At 66.8% G+C, this 14,421-nt stretch carries 13 protein-coding genes and 1 pseudogene; 9 read left to right on the top strand and 5 right to left on the bottom strand.

Features of this window, described 5'->3' with window-relative positions:
• Positions 1-106: 106 nt before the first annotated feature.
• Positions 107-568: a GNAT family N-acetyltransferase gene (locus EYF70_RS22185; protein WP_131147336.1), complete on the bottom strand. Its 462-nt coding sequence runs from the start codon at positions 566-568 to the stop codon at positions 107-109.
• A complete protein-coding gene (locus EYF70_RS22180; protein ID WP_131147335.1) occupies positions 568-1,602 on the bottom strand; it encodes a porin in 1,035 nt (344 codons plus the stop codon). Before EYF70_RS22180 ends, EYF70_RS22185 begins: the two co-directional genes overlap by 1 nt.
• 196 nt (positions 1,603-1,798) lie before the next feature.
• Between EYF70_RS22180 and EYF70_RS22175 the strand changes: the two genes are divergently transcribed.
• The 7 genes and pseudogenes from EYF70_RS22175 to EYF70_RS22150 all read left to right on the top strand — a co-directional run bounded on the left by EYF70_RS22175 (position 1,799) and on the right by EYF70_RS22150 (position 9,628).
• Entirely contained in the window at positions 1,799-2,818 is a 1,020-nt protein-coding gene (locus EYF70_RS22175) for a putative 2-aminoethylphosphonate ABC transporter substrate-binding protein (protein ID WP_131147334.1), read from the top strand.
• Between the two features lie 10 nt (positions 2,819-2,828).
• Positions 2,829-3,938 (top strand): ATP-binding cassette domain-containing protein, encoded by a 1,110-nt coding sequence (locus EYF70_RS22170; protein ID WP_131147333.1) that lies wholly within the window; start codon positions 2,829-2,831, stop codon positions 3,936-3,938.
• A complete protein-coding gene (locus EYF70_RS22165; protein ID WP_229420504.1) occupies positions 3,935-5,668 on the top strand; it encodes a putative 2-aminoethylphosphonate ABC transporter permease subunit in 1,734 nt (577 codons plus the stop codon). Before EYF70_RS22170 ends, EYF70_RS22165 begins: the two co-directional genes overlap by 4 nt.
• A 25-nt stretch (positions 5,669-5,693) precedes the next feature.
• Positions 5,694-6,797: pseudogene (locus EYF70_RS31725) on the top strand (2-aminoethylphosphonate--pyruvate transaminase); the annotation flags it as partial.
• Complete coding sequence (gene phnX, locus EYF70_RS31720; protein ID WP_260117426.1) at positions 6,777-7,619, top strand: phosphonoacetaldehyde hydrolase; 843 nt, start codon at positions 6,777-6,779, stop codon at positions 7,617-7,619. The pseudogene EYF70_RS31725 and the gene phnX, both read left to right, overlap by 21 nt.
• 82 nt (positions 7,620-7,701) lie before the next feature.
• Positions 7,702-8,430 carry a phosphonate metabolism transcriptional regulator PhnF gene (gene phnF / locus EYF70_RS22155; protein ID WP_131147331.1) on the top strand — a complete coding sequence of 243 codons (729 nt, stop codon included), beginning with the start codon at positions 7,702-7,704 and terminating at the stop codon, positions 8,428-8,430.
• A 367-nt stretch (positions 8,431-8,797) separates the two neighbouring features.
• A complete protein-coding gene (locus EYF70_RS22150; protein WP_131149270.1) occupies positions 8,798-9,628 on the top strand; it encodes an alpha/beta fold hydrolase in 831 nt (276 codons plus the stop codon).
• Positions 9,629-10,200: 572 nt separating this feature from the next.
• Here EYF70_RS22150 and EYF70_RS22145 read toward each other — a convergent pair.
• The 3 genes from EYF70_RS22145 to EYF70_RS22135 all read right to left on the bottom strand — a co-directional run bounded on the left by EYF70_RS22145 (position 10,201) and on the right by EYF70_RS22135 (position 12,661).
• Entirely contained in the window at positions 10,201-10,680 is a 480-nt protein-coding gene (locus EYF70_RS22145) for a nuclear transport factor 2 family protein (protein ID WP_131147330.1), read from the bottom strand.
• A gap of 74 nt (positions 10,681-10,754) precedes the next feature.
• The gene (locus tag EYF70_RS22140; protein ID WP_165497763.1) at positions 10,755-11,708 is read right to left on the bottom strand and encodes a PDR/VanB family oxidoreductase; all 954 of its coding nucleotides are present in this window, start codon (positions 11,706-11,708) and stop codon (positions 10,755-10,757) included.
• Positions 11,705-12,661, bottom strand: a complete 957-nt coding sequence (locus EYF70_RS22135) for a pyridoxamine 5'-phosphate oxidase family protein (protein WP_131147328.1) — start codon at positions 12,659-12,661, stop codon at positions 11,705-11,707. Before EYF70_RS22135 ends, EYF70_RS22140 begins: the two co-directional genes overlap by 4 nt.
• A 166-nt stretch (positions 12,662-12,827) precedes the next feature.
• Here EYF70_RS22135 and EYF70_RS22130 point away from each other — a divergent pair, with 166 nt between their 5' ends.
• Both EYF70_RS22130 and EYF70_RS22125 read left to right on the top strand, forming a co-directional pair.
• The gene (locus EYF70_RS22130; protein ID WP_131147327.1) at positions 12,828-13,727 is read left to right on the top strand and encodes a LysR family transcriptional regulator; all 900 of its coding nucleotides are present in this window, start codon (positions 12,828-12,830) and stop codon (positions 13,725-13,727) included.
• Positions 13,728-13,859: 132 nt separating this feature from the next.
• Positions 13,860-14,231, top strand: coding sequence for a DsrE family protein (locus EYF70_RS22125; RefSeq protein ID WP_131147326.1), 372 nt, complete (start codon positions 13,860-13,862; stop codon positions 14,229-14,231).
• The last annotated feature ends 190 nt before the right edge of the window (positions 14,232-14,421 follow it).

Below are 14,421 nucleotides of genomic sequence, written 5' to 3'. Positions count from 1 at the left end.
TTGTAAGCAATCAGCTTTGCAATAATTTAACTTTTGAAACATTGTCGGATCGGCGCGACAGTTTTGCCGCCCCGTTCCCGCGCACTCCTTGCCGTCCTCCTCGCTATCAACCCTCGCTACGATCCTTCGCTATCCGTGCCCGCGCCGCATACTCCTTCACGAAGCGCTTCGGCACTTCCACGAACCCGTAGTCCAGATAAAACAGATGCGCCACCGGCCGCCGCATGCTGCTGGAAAGCTCCGTGTGCGTGCAGCCCCGCCGCACCGCCTCCCGCTCGGCGCAGCGCATCAGCGCTCTCCCGGCCCCGCTGCGCCGCACCGCTTCATCCACCACGAAGGCACTCACGACCGCGTACTGCGCGGCGGTGTTCAAGGGCAGCACGTAGTTCTGCGCCAGCACGCCGATGACATCGTCGCCGCTGACGGCAACCCAGCAATCGGCATCGCGGCCATGGAAGTCCGGCCAGCGCTGTTCCAGCTGCGCCACCGTGTTGGGATAGCCGAGCTGCGCGAAGAGCCGGGCCAGCGCCGGGAGATCGGCGATGCCGGCTTGACGAACGGTGGCCATCAGAATGCGTGGCGCAGGCCGATGTTCACCTCGCGCGTACCCGCCACCGCGCCCGCCTGCGTTGCCGCCGGCAGCGTGGCGTTGTAGGTGTGGTAGCTGGCGCCATTCCGGTTGCTCACGCGCGCGGCCGACACGTAGGCGATGGTGCGCTTCGAGAGGTCATGGGTCCAGGTGACCGCGACCTGGTGCGCATCCTTGTTCGCGCCGCTCTTGTCGTCCTTGCGGATGTAGCTGGCCAGGAACGTGCTGGCGCCGACGGGGACCGATGCGCCAAGCAGGAAATCGCGGTTGTCGATGCTGCCGGTGCCCTTGTTGTTGCCGTAGATGGCGATCGCCTTGACGACCCTGAAGTCGTAGCTGCCGCCGGCCACGTAGTTGACGGCCTTGTCGCTGGCGGCGGCGTTATCGAGCCGGTTGTAGCCGGCGCGGATCACCACGGGGCCGCGCACCCACGTCACCGAGCCGCCAATGTCGCGCGAAGCGGTGCTCTTGCCGGGTACTTCGCCGGCGCCGTACAGCACGTCGGCGGTCAGGCCGTTGATGGTCGGCGTGGTGTACTTGATGGAATTGTTGACGCGCTTGCCGTTGGTGGCGAAGAAGTTGCTGCCGGCGCCGGCGAAGCCGTCATCCATCGGTTCCATGAGTTTCCATGCCAGGTACTCGGGGCCGTACTGCCGGCCGATCGTGATCGCGCCCAGCGTGCTGCTCCGGAGGCCGACGAAGGCTTGGCGCCCGAACAGCAGGCCGCCCTGGTCGGATGCGCCCGTGTCGGCCAGGATGCCCGACTCGATCGTGAAGATCGCCGACAGCCCGCCGCCCAGGTCCTCCGTGCCGCGAAACCCGATCCGGCTGCCTTGCAGCGTGCCGCTCTGCACCTTGGTGTCGTTGCCGTCGAAGCCCGCGCTGCCCGGCGTGGCGCCGGAAACGTTCACGAGGCTGAGGTCGAGCACACCGTAGATGCCCACGTTCGATTGCGCCAATGCGGCGCCTGCGCAGCCTGCGCAGAGAGCGGCGGCCAGGACTTGTTTTTTCATTTCATCGATCCCTAGTGATGGTGGAGAAGTAACCGGAACCGCAGCTTAATAAGCCATTGTGACAACGTAGTGACGTCTAGATGACTAGATAAAAATTTCCGTTTTCAATGCAGACGTCTAGATGTCATTGTGCAGTCACAAAGGGCCGATAAGATGGCCGCAACTGTCAAAACCGTTCCACTCACCGGAGTCGCCGATGCCTGTCCCCCGTATCCGTAGCGCGCTTGCCGCCTTGCTGTCGATCGCCTGCCTGCAGTCCCACGCCGCCACCACGCTGACTGTCTACACCGCGCTGGAAGCCGACCAGCTGAAGGCCTACCAGGCGGCGTTCGAAGCCGGGAACCCCGACATCAAGCTGAAATGGGTGCGCGATTCGACCGGCATCATCACCGCCCGCCTGCTGGCCGAGAAGGCCGCGCCGCAGGCCGACGCGGTGCTGGGCGTGGCCGCCACCTCGCTGCTGCTGCTGGACAGGGAAGGCATGCTGCAGCCCTATGCGCCGAAGGGTGTCGACAAGCTGTCGCCGCGCTACGTCGACACTGCACGGCCGCCGGCCTGGGTGGGGATGGACGTGTGGGGCGCGGCGATCTGCTTCAACACGGTGGAAGCGGCCAGGCTGGGCCTGAAGAAGCCGGAATCCTGGAAGGACCTGCTCAAGCCCGAATACAAGGGCCGGATCGCGATGCCGCATCCCGCCTCCAGCGGCACCGGCTATTTCGACGTCACGGCCTGGCTGGCGCTGTTCGGCGAGAAGGAGGGCTGGGCATACATGGACGGGCTGCACGAGAACATCGCCCAGTACACGCATTCCGGCTCGAAGCCCTGCAAGCAGGCGGCGGCCGGCGAATTCCCGATCGGGATCGCCTTCGAATACCGCGCTGCCAAGCTGAAGGAAGGCGGCGCGCCGCTCGACGTGGTGCTGCCGAAGGAAGGCCTGGGCTGGGACGTGGAAGGTACCGCCATCCTCAAGGCCAGCAAGAACCAGGCGGCCGCGCGCAGGCTGGCCGACTGGGCGGCCTCGCGCGGCGCCAACGAGCTGTATGCGAAGAACTTCGCCATCGTCGCCTATCCGGGCGTGGCCAAGCCGCATCCGGCGATTCCGGCCAATTACGAAACGCTGCTGGTCAGGCAGGACCTGCGCTGGTCGTCGCGCGAACGCGACCGCATCCTGGCCGAGTGGACCCGGCGCTACGACGGCAAGGCCGAACCCAAGTAAAGAGCGTGCGATGAAACAGACCGACCTCCTGCTGGCCGATGCTGAAACGGCCGCGCCGCCAGCCGGCTGGCTGCATATCGACGGCGTCAGCAAGCGCTTCGGCGACGCCGTGGTGCTGGACCGTATCGACCTGCCGGTGCGGCGCGGCGAGTTCCTGTGCCTGCTCGGCCCTTCCGGCTGCGGCAAGACCACGCTGCTGCGCGTGATCGCCGGGCTGGAAGCGCAGGACGGCGGCACCGTGGTGATGGGCGGCCGCGATATCGGCGCGCTGCCGCCCGCGCAGCGCGACTACGGCATCGTGTTCCAGTCCTATGCGCTGTTCCCCAACCTGACGGTGGCGCAGAACGTGGCCTATGGCCTGAAGCTGCCGCGCCGGGAACGCGCCGCGCGTGTCGAGCAGCTGCTGCAGATGGTGGAGCTCGATGGCCGGCAGGAGCAGTATCCGGCGCAGCTTTCCGGCGGCCAGCAGCAGCGCGTGGCACTGGCGCGGGCCATGGCAACGTCGCCCAGCCTGCTGCTCCTGGACGAACCCTTGTCGGCGCTCGATGCCCGCGTGCGCGACAGCCTGCGCCAGGAATTGAAGGCCTTGCAGCGCCGCCTCGGCGTGACCGCCATCATGGTCACGCACGACCAGGAAGAAGCGCTGGCGCTTGCCGACACGATCGCCGTGATGTCCGCCGGCCGCATCGAGCAGGTGGGTACGCCGGAACAGGTCTACCGCGAGCCGGCCAGCCGTTTCGTCGCCGGGTTCATCGGCTGCGCCAACTGGCTGCCGGTGCGGCAGGATGAGGAAGGCGTGGTTCGTTCGGGCGACCTGTCGTTCGGCCGCAGCCTGCCGACCGGGGTGCCTGTCGCGACGGCATTCTGCCGCCCGGAGGATATCCGGGTCGAGCCGCACTGGTCGGCCGGTGGCAGCATGACGATGGCCATCGTCGAGCGGGTGGACTTCCTTGGCGGCGTGCGCCGCGCCGTGCTGTCGCTGGCGGCCGACCGCGATGCCCTGCTGACGGTGGACGTGTCGCGCAACGATCCAGGCTACCCGCTGCTGGTGCCGGGCGGGCGTGTGCCGGTATCGATCGCGCCGCACGCGGTGCGCTACTTCATCGATGGTGCGGCATGAACGGCCGCTCCTTGCTGCCTGCGCTGCTGCCGGCGCTTCCGCGCGGCGGCGTGATTCCGGGACTGCGCGGCGCGGCGATGCCAGGCGTGCGCGGTGCCGGCGACCGCTTCGCTGCGCTGCTGCAATGGCTGTGCCTTGCCGTGCTGCTGGCGTTTCTCGTGCTGCCGCTGCTGGCGATTCTCACGAGGGCCGGTATCGCGGATATCGCGCGCACGGTGGCCGAACCGCGCATCCAGGCCGCCGCGTGGAACAGCCTGACGATCGCGGTGGCGACGCTGGCGCTGGTGCTTCCCGCCGCGTTCGTGGTGGCATTCGCGCTGACCCGCTCGCGCATCGCCGGCAAGCCGGTGCTGCGCCTGGTCTGCCTGGCGCCGCTGCTGGCACCGTCGCTGATGCCGGCCATCTCGCTGGTCTACCTGTTCGGCAACCAGGGATTGCTGAAGGGCTGGCTGGCCGTTCTACCTGCCGGTGCCAGCATCTACGGGCCGCTCGGCATCGTGCTGGGCGAAGCCTTCTACACATTTCCCCACGCGCTGCTGGTGCTGACCGCGGCGCTGTCGGTGGCCGATGCGCGGCTCTACGAGGCCGCCGAAACGCTGGGCGCCGGCAGGCTGCGGCGCTTCATCACGATCACGCTGCCCAATGCCCGCTATGGCCTGGTATCGGCCGCCACGCTGGTACTGACCATGGCCGCCACGGATTTCGGCGTGCCCAAGGTGATCGGCGGCCAGACCAGCGTGCTGGCGCTGGAAGCCTACAAGCAGGTGATCGGCCAACATGACTTCGGGCGCGGCGCCGTCATTGGCCTGCTGTTGCTGCTGCCGGCGCTGGCCAGCTTCGCCATCCAGCGGCGCGTGGCCCGGCGCGCACAGGCCGGCATGACGGGACGCTCCGTGCAGTATCACGCCAGGCCGCACGCCGGGCGCGACATGCTGCTGTCGCTGGCCTGCGGCGCGGTCGCCGTGTTCCTGCTGGCGCTGGCCGGCGCGGCGGTGGCCGCCGCTTTCATCAAGCTGTGGCCGTACGACATGAGCCTGACGCTGGCGCACTTCGATTTCGAGCACCAGGATGGCGGCGGCTGGGACGCCTTCCGCAACAGCTTCGTGCTGTCCGGCGCCAGCGCACTCGCCGGCACGCTGCTGGTATTCGTCAACGCCTACCTGCTGGAAAAGCAGCCGGTGGCGCCCGGCGCGGCCCTGCTGGTGCGCGCCATCGCCGTCGTCCCGATGGCGGTGCCGGGCATGGTGCTGGGGCTGGGCTATGCCATGTTCTTCAGCCATCCCGCCAATCCGCTGCATGGCCTGTACGGCGGCATGACGCTGATGGCGGCGTCGTGCGTCTGCCACTTCTATACCACCGCCCACATGACGCTGACCACGTCGCTGCGCCAGATCGACGGCGAGATCGAAGCCGCGTCGCGCAGCCTGGGGCAGGGCTGGTGGGTGTGCTGCCTGCGGGTCACGCTGCCCATCGTGCTGCCGTCGCTGCTGAACGTTTTCCGCTACCTGTTCGTTTCCAGCATGACCACCGTCAGCTGCGTGATCTTCCTCTACAGCCCCGAGACCGAACTGGCCTCGCTGGCCGTGCTCAACATGGACGATGCGGGCGATACCGCCGCCGCCGCCGCGATGGCCACGCTGATCGTCGCCTGTTCCGGCGCGGTCTCGCTGCTGCTGAACACCGTCGGCTGGTACTGCGGGCACCGCCTGCAACGCTGGCGCGCCAACTGATTTTTTCACCTCTCTCGACTACACCATGCAAGCACCACTGCTCCTGACTCCCGGCCCCCTGACCACCACCGCCCGTACGAAGAACGCCATGCAATACGACTGGGGATCGTGGGACGGCGACTTCAACGCGCTGACCGCGCGCATCGGCCGCCGCCTGGTCGGCATCATCGACGGCGGCGACGACTATGTTTGCGTGCCGCTGCAGGGCTCCGGTACCTTTGCCGTGGAAGCGGCCATCGGTACCCTGGTGCCGCGTGACGGCAAGCTGCTGGTGCTGGCGAACGGCGCCTACGGCAAGCGGATGGCTCAGCTGGCCGCTGTCATGGGCCGCCGCGTCGAGGTGGAGGATTTCGGCGAGACGTCCGCCGTCGATCCGGCCGTCGTGCGCGCACGGCTGGCCGCCGATCCGCACATCACCCACGTCGGCGTGATCCACTGCGAAACCAGCACCGGCATTCTCAATCCGCTGCCGGCCATCGCCGCCGAGGTGGCTGCGGCCGGCCGCGCGCTGGTGATCGACGCCATGAGTGCCTTCGGCGCCTTGCCGCTGTCGTGCCGCGAGCTGGCGTTCGAGGCGGTTATCGGCTCCAGCAACAAGTGCCTGGAAGGCGTGCCGGGCATGGGCTTCGTGCTGGTGCGCCGCGCCGCACTCGAGCAGGCAGAGGGCCGCGCGCATTCGCTGTCGCTGGACCTGCACGACCAGTGGCGCTACATGCACCGTACCGGCCAGTGGCGCTACACGCCGCCGACCCACGTGGTGGCCGCGTTCGATTGCGCGCTGGACCAGTATGAAGAGCAGGGCGGCCAGCCCGCGCGGCTGGCCCGCTACAGCGCCAACTGCAAGGCGCTCGTCGAAGGACTGGCGGCCATCGGCCTGCGCTCCTTCCTGCCGGCCGACGTGCAGGCGCCCATCATCGTCACCGTGTATGCGCCGGATCACCCGAACTGGAACTTCGGCGAGTTCTATCGCCGCGTCAAGGAACACGGCGTGATCCTGTACCCCGGCAAGCTGACCGCGGTGGAAACGTTCCGTGTCGGCTGCATCGGCGCCATCGAAGCCGCCGATATCGAGCGCGCGGTCGCCGCGGTGGCCACCGTGCTGGGCGAAATGGGCATCTCGCGGCCGCGCCGCGCGGCGCCCTGCGAAGGTGGAGTGCAGGCCGTCATCTTCGACTGGGCCGGCACAATGGTGGATTTCGGCTCCTTCGCACCGACCCAGGTGCTCATCGACGCGTTCGAAGGCTTCGGCGTGCGCATCTCGCTGGCCGAAGCGCGCGTGCCGATGGGCCTGGCCAAGTGGGACCATATCCAGGCGCTCGGCCGCCAGGACGGCGTGGCCCAGCGCTGGCAGCAGCGCTTCGGCGCACCGATGACGGACAGCGACGTCGACACGCTGTACAGCGCCTTCCTGCCGCTGCAGGTCGAGCGCGTCGGCCAGTACTCGGCACCGATCGCCGGCGCGGTGGATGTGCTGGCGGCGTTGCGGGCGCGCGGCGTGAAGATCGGCTCGTGCACCGGCTATCCGCGCGTGGTGGTGGACAGGCTGCTGCCCAGGGCCGCCGCCGACGGACTGGTGGTCGATCACGTGGTCGCCACCGACGACCTGCCGGCCGGTGGCCGCCCGGGGCCATGGATGGCGCTGGACAACGTGGTGGCGCTGGGCGTGACCGACGTGCGGGCCTGCGTGAAAGTGGACGACACCGTGCCTGGCATCGCGGAAGGCCTGGCGGCAGGCATGTGGACGGTGGGTGTCGCGCTGTCGGGCAACGAAGTCGGCCTGGCGGAGCAGGAGTTGGCCGCCCTGCCGGGGGAGGAACGCGAACGGCGCTTCGATGCGGCGGCCGCCACGCTGCGGGCGGCCGGCGCCCATTACGTTATCGGCACGATTGCCGACCTGCCGGAAGTGATCGCGCGGATCGACGCCCGGCTGGCACGGGGCGAGCGGCCTTGACCGCCGCGATGGCCGCCACCGCGCCCATGGCAAATATGCGACAATCGCCGCGGTGTATTTTCGCCCGATGGAGTGCTGCTGAATGTCCGAAAATTTGATCGTTCGCCAGGCCGGCACCACCGTCTGGAAGCAGATCCAGGAGTCGCTGGGCAGCGATATCCTCGCTGGCCGCCTGCTGGGCCGTCTGCCGAACGAAATCGAGCTGGCCGAGCGCTTCGCCGTCAACCGCCATACGGTGCGGCAGGCGGTCAAGGCGCTGGTCGAGCAGGGCATGGTGGAAGTGGTGCACGGCCGCGGCACCTTCGTGCGCGAGGATTTCCTCGACTACCGGATCGGCCGGCGCACCCGGCTTGCGCATAGCGTCGTCAAGGCGCGCCGCGTCGGCAAGAGCGAGATCCTCGGCTGGGAAAGCGTGCGCCCGCCGGCCGACATCGCCGCGCTGCTGGAACTCTCCTCGCGTGCGAAAACGCTGGCCATCGATTCGCTGGACGTGGTGGACGGCAAGGTGATCGGCGTGTGCACGCAATACTTCCCGCTGCCGCGCTTCGAAGGCTTCGGCGAGGCTTACCGGGAAGCCGGCAAGACCCACGTCGCGCTGGCGCGGTTCGGCATCACGCAGTTCCAGCGCAAACTGAGCCGCATCACGGCGCGCATGCCGGGCAACGAGGTGGCGCAGCAGCTCGGCCAGCCGGCCTCCCTGCCGATCCTGTACGTGGAAACCGTCTACGTCGACCAGGATGGCAAGCCGTTCGAATACGGCATCTCCAGCTTCAGCAGCGCCGCCGTCCAGCTGGTGATCGAGCCTGATTGACGGCCGGTCGGGCCGGTCGGTTTCCCCAAAGCGCGCTTCGCCGCCTCCGCCTCCCCCATTTTTTCTGGCTCGGCCTATTCCTTTGGATGGCTGGACCGCCGCTCCCGCAGCTCCGACAATGACCGCATTGGCAATCGCGGCGCAAGCCAATCGAACCAGCGGCAAACGCAAGCCACCGGGCAGGCAGCCGCACACCAGAACAGGGACCACACAGATGACAACCGAAGACAAGAACATCGACCAGAAACGCCGGCACATCCTCCTCGCCGGCGGCAGCGCGGCGGCATTGCCGCTGGCCTGGATGAGCACCATCGCACCCGCGCACGCCGCGGCGGGTGCGCAACCCACCACGAAAGGAAAATCGCGCATGGCTACGAGCACTGTCACCACCAAGGATGGCGTGGAGATCTTCTACAAGGACTGGGGCAGCGGCACGCCGATCGTGTTCTCGCATGGCTGGCCGCTCAGTTCCGACGACTGGGATGCGCAGATGATGTTCTTCGTGGCGCAGGGCTTCCGCGTCGTCGCTCACGACCGCCGCGGCCATGGCCGTTCGAGCCAGGTCGCCACGGGCCACGACATGGATCACTATGCCGACGACCTGGCCGCCGTGGTCAAGCACCTGGACCTGAAGGGCGCGATCCACGTCGGCCACTCCACCGGCGGTGGCGAAGTGGTGCGCTATCTGGCGCGCCATGGCGAGTCGCGTGCCGCCAAGGCGGTGCTGATCGCCGCGGTGCCGCCACTGATGGTCAAGTCGGCCTCCAACCCGGGCGGCCTGCCGAAGGACGTGTTCGACGGCATCCAGCAGCAGGTCGCCACGAACCGTGCGCAGTTCTACCGCGACCTGCCATCCGGCCCGTTCTACGGCTTCAACCGGCCGGGCGTGAAGCCGCAGGAAGGCGTGATCCAGAACTGGTGGCGGCAGGGCATGATGGGCGGCGCCAAGGCGCACTACGACGGCGTGGTGGCGTTCTCGCAGACCGATTTCACCGAAGACCTGAAGAAGATCTCGCTGCCCGTGCTGGTGCAGCACGGCGACGATGACCAGATCGTGCCTTACGCCGATTCCGGTCCGCTGTCCGCCAAGCTGCTGAAGAACGGCACCCTGAAGACCTACAAGGGCTACCCGCACGGCATGCCGACCACGCATGCGGACGTGATCAACGCGGACATCCTCGCCTTCATCAAGGGTTGAGCCATCGGCACCGGGCAACCGTTCATCGGACCTGGTCGACAAGCACCGCAGGGATCAATCGCTTTCAGCATGAATTATGTTTAATTATTCGCCGCGGTGATGATGGCTATCCGAACAATCAATTGGCAAGCCGGTCGATAAAATGAAATGATGCACCTGTCTCCTCCAACTCTTCACAGAATTGGATTTTGGCCGGCGCGATGCGCCGGCCATTTTTTTTGTGCGTCCGGCGCAGGTAGCGGAAATCCGAATATCGCGTTGACCGGCCGATCGGCTGGCTGTCGAATGCGCACTGGCCGGGACCCCTCGCCTGCGCACGGCAGGCGGGAGAACGAATGCCGAAAACACGCCGAAAAGACGCCGAATACTTGAATCGCTTTCAATCATTCACCGCGGTGATGAGCACTATCCCAACAATCAATTGGCATGCCTGCCGCGAAAATGGGATGATTCATCTGTCTCCTCCAACTCTCTACAGAATTGGATTCAAGCCGGCCGATAAGCCGGCTTTTTTTTATCCGCGTTTTTTGAAAAGCAGGGCGCCGGATTCCACCATGGCGCCCCGCCACTATTCACAGCCCCAGGTCGCTCAAGCCGGGATGATCGTCCGGCCGCCGGCCCTGTGGCCAGCGGAACTTGCGATCCTCTTCCCTGATCGGCAGGTCGTTGATGCAGGCGAAGCGCCGCGCCATCAGCCCGTGCTCGTCGAACTCCCAGTTCTCGTTGCCATATGAACGGAACCAGTTGCCCGAATCGTCGCGCCACTCATAGGCATAGCGCACGGCGATCCGGTTGCCCTCGAATGCCCACAGTTCCTTGATCAGCCGGTATTCCAGCTCCCGGGCCCATTTGCGGGACAGCATCTGCACGATCTCTTCCCGCCCGTTGACGAATTCGGCGCGGTTGCGCCATTTGCTGTCCGGCGTATAGGCCAGGCTCACCCGCAGGGGATCGCGCGCGTTCCATCCGTCTTCGGCGAGCCGCACTTTGCGGATGGCGCTGTCGCGGGTGAAGGGGGGCAGGGGTGGGCGGGGTTCGATATCGACAGCCATGGCAATCTCCAGGATGAGGTTTAGGGTGCAAAGTTCGAGGTGCAAAGTTCAAGGTTCAAGGTTCGAAGCGAAGTTCAGATTTCCAGCACGAGCCGGCCCGGCGCGGCAGCCCACGAGACACAGGTGCACATGCCGGCACCACGCATCGCGGGCGTCAGGCAGACATCCCGGTGCAACGGCGTTCCCGCCAGCACCGGGGTATAGCAGTTGCCGCATTCGCCGCGCCGGCAGTCGTACGACACGAAGGCATCGGCGGCGATCAGCGCATCCAGGATCGGAGTGCCCGGTGCCACTTCCACGGTGATGCCCGACAGCGCCAGCTCCACCGTCAGCGGTCCATCGGACATTTCGGCGCGGCTGCCGAAGCTTTCGTAGCGTAGCGCATCTTGCGGCCAGCCTTGGCGGCGGCCGGCATCGGCGAGTGCCTGCAGCAGCGCGACCGGTCCGCAGGCATACACACTGTCGCCTTCCGCGAAAGCGCCGAGCAGGGCATCGAGATCGGCCAGTCCGGACCCCTGCGACAGGTGGGTGATCACCTCGCCTCCCGGGATGGCGCGCAGCTCGTCGAGCAAGAACAGGTCGGCTTGGGTGCGTGCGAGGTAGTGCAGCGTGAAGGCCGCGCCCTGCATGCTCAACGTATGGGCCATCGACACCAGCGGCGTGATGCCGATGCCGCCCGCGACCAGCAGCACGCGCGCCCCGGGTACATGGGCGGAACCTAAGGGGAAGCTGCTGCATGGCCCGGCCACATCGATCGCACTGCCGGCGTGGAATTCATCGTGCAGGCATACCGACCCGCCACACCCGCGAGGCTCGCGCTGCACGGCAATCCGGTAGACCTCCGCATCGCCCGGCTGGCCGACCAGCGAATAGCGGTTCTCGAAACGGCGGCCATCGGCCGAAGCGAACGACAGCACCACATGGTCGCCCGCGCGCCATGCCGGCAGCGACTGGCCGTCCGCGCGGCGCAGGTGGAACTCCCTGACCCTGGCGCCGTGCGTAATCACGTTCGCGATCACGCAGTTCATGGCGTGTTCCCCGTATCCGGTTCCGCATGCCGCACGGCGGGATTGAACGGCGAGGCATCGAGGTATTCCCATTCCATCGCATGGGGCAGGTCGCGCAGGATCCATTGTTGCACCTTGAATTCCCAGTAGCGCCGCGTGCCGCCCGTTTCGCCGTGCGGATCGTCCTGGTTCCACAGCACGGCCGCGGTGCCGGTCAGCTGCAGCACCTGGCCATGCGTGAAATCCAGGATGCAGAGGCCGGCGCGGCCGTCCGCCGCGATATTGCCGAGGGTGTTGAACAGGCTGTTGCCGTGGTAGTCGGGGATGCGTAGCGTGGTGTCGTCCACCAGTTCGACGAAGCCCGGCTGGCCGCCGCGGTGGGATGCGTCGGCGCCGGCACGGTCATGGCGGCTGGCCACGAAGAGCGTGTCCGCCCTGGTGGCGATCTCCGCCACCGCGCCGCGCAGCACCGTGCCATGCGCGGCCTGCACCGGCAGCTTTGATTCGCCAATCTGGCGCAGGTGGCGGCGCTGGATGTATTTCGGGCAGTTCGGGTAAGCCTCGCGGATCGCCACGCCGGCGCCGAGCGAGTCCAGGCGCTGCACGGTGCCGTTCACGCGATAGCGGCGCCGCGAGCCCAACTCGATGAACAGCATGCCCAGGTCGGCCTGGGCCGCCATGTTTTCCCACAGCGGGTCGGCCAGGTCGCGGTCCTTGTACGGCACGTCGATGGCGATCGCATGGCCATCGTCCGTATGCAGGAAGCCCGGCTTGCCGAATACCACGGAAGCCCAGACGGCACCCCGTGCATCCGTGCTGGCCAGTACCGCCATGGACTGCTTCGCGATGAACGGGCGGGCGCCGCCGATCACGCTGTCCGACAGCCCTGCGATGTTGCGGTCGGCGATGGCAGTTTCGCCGGCCAGCACCTGCATCCTGCGCTCGCCGTCGTGGAAGGCGGTGGTCTCGTTCATGGTCTTCTCCTGGTCATGCCGGGGTGCTCTCCGCATTTTCTCTCCAATTGTGTAGAGCTGCGGTGGGAATCCGGCTTATCGATTGCTGGTGACACTATTCTGCGAAATAATGGGCTCTGCCGGAATGGCCATTCGACGCAACACATTATTTCGCGGGGAGAAATGCATGGACCAGGTCCACTTGATGAATGTGTTCGTGGCCGTCGGCGAGGAAGAAGGCTTCGCCGCGGCGGCGCGCCGCCTCGACCTGTCGCCGGCCGCCGTGACACGCGCCATCGCCGGGCTGGAGGAACAGCTGGGCGTGCGCCTGCTGATGCGCACCACCCGCAACGTGCGGCTCACCGAGGCGGGCCAGCGCTACCTGGACGACTCGCGCAGTATCCTGGCCAGCATCGAGGAAGCCAACGAAGCGGCGGCCGGGGTCAATTCCGCGCCGAAGGGCAACCTGTCGGTGACGGCGTCCGTCCTGTTCGGGAAGATGTTCGTGATGCCGTGCATCCTGCGCTACCTGAACGAGTTTCCCCAGGTGGAGGTTTCGGCCCTGTTCCTGGACCGCGTGGTGAACCTGGTCGACGAAGGCATCGACGTGGCGGTGCGCATCGGCCACCTGCCCGATTCCAGCCTGAAGGCGCTGCGCGTGGGCCAGGTGCGCCGCGTGCTGTGCGCCGCGCCGGACTACCTGGCGCGGCACGGCATGCCGCAGCATCCGGCCGACCTGCTGCGCCACACCATCGTCGCCGCCGCCGGCATCTCGCCGCGGGTGGAATGGAAGTTCGGCGCCGTCGACGACCCCACGCTGGTGCGGCTGCGGCCCCGCCTCACGGTATCGAGCAACGACGCGGCCATCGAGGCCGCCGTTTCCGGCCTGGGCATCTGCCGGCTGCTGTCCTACCAGGTGGCCGAGGACGTCAAGGCGGACAGGCTGCGGATCATCCTTGCCGACTACGAGGAAGCACCGTGGCCGGTGCACCTGGTGCACCGGGAAAGCAAGTTCGGTTCATCCAAGGTGCGCAAGTTCATCGACCTGCTGGCCGAGCACCTGCGGGCGCACCAGCATCTACAATGAGTTTGTCCATGCGACTATTTCGCCTGGCGCAATAATCAATTGAAGCTGGCGTAGTTTCCATGCGTTTTGCGGCTCCCTAGAATGGCCTCATCCGCTGCACACCGCGGCGGGCCAGACCTAGAAGGGAACACCATGAAAGCTGCCATCATCATCCTCTCCGATCCGAAAGCAGGCGAAGAAGCACTGGGCCGCATGTTCAACGGGCTTGCCGCCGCCTACGACTTCAAGCAGAAGGACACGGAAGTCGGCATCTATTTCCAGGGCACGGGCACGCGCTGGCCGGGCGTGCTGGCCAATCCGGCGCACCCGGTGCATGCGCTGTACAAGGAGGTGGAAGACCGGGTGGTGGGCATTTCGTGCGGCTGCGCCGACGTGTTCGGCGCCCGCGAGGAAGCGGAGAAGGCGGGCTTCGACCTGATCACGGACAACAGCGTGCCGGGGACTTCCGGCTTGCCGAGCATTGCGCGCATCGCGGCGGATGGCTACACGGTGTTCATGTTCTAAGGTTCCACTTCGCGGCGCGGCTGCCTGGCCGCGCCGCGCTGCCTGGCGGCTGAAACCCGCCGCTGCGGCACGCTTCCCCCTTCCTGCATTTCCCCTTGCTGCGTTCCCGTTGCACCCTCGGCTCGACCTCGAGGGTGCATCGCGCTGCTGCTTTACTGCTGCTCCACTGCTGCTCCATTCCGGATACGAC

The sequence above is a fragment of the Pseudoduganella albidiflava genome, assembly GCF_004322755.1.
Classification (GTDB): Bacteria; Pseudomonadota; Gammaproteobacteria; order Burkholderiales; family Burkholderiaceae_D; genus Rugamonas; species Rugamonas albidiflava.
This window is presented reverse-complemented; position numbering and strand designations above follow the sequence as displayed.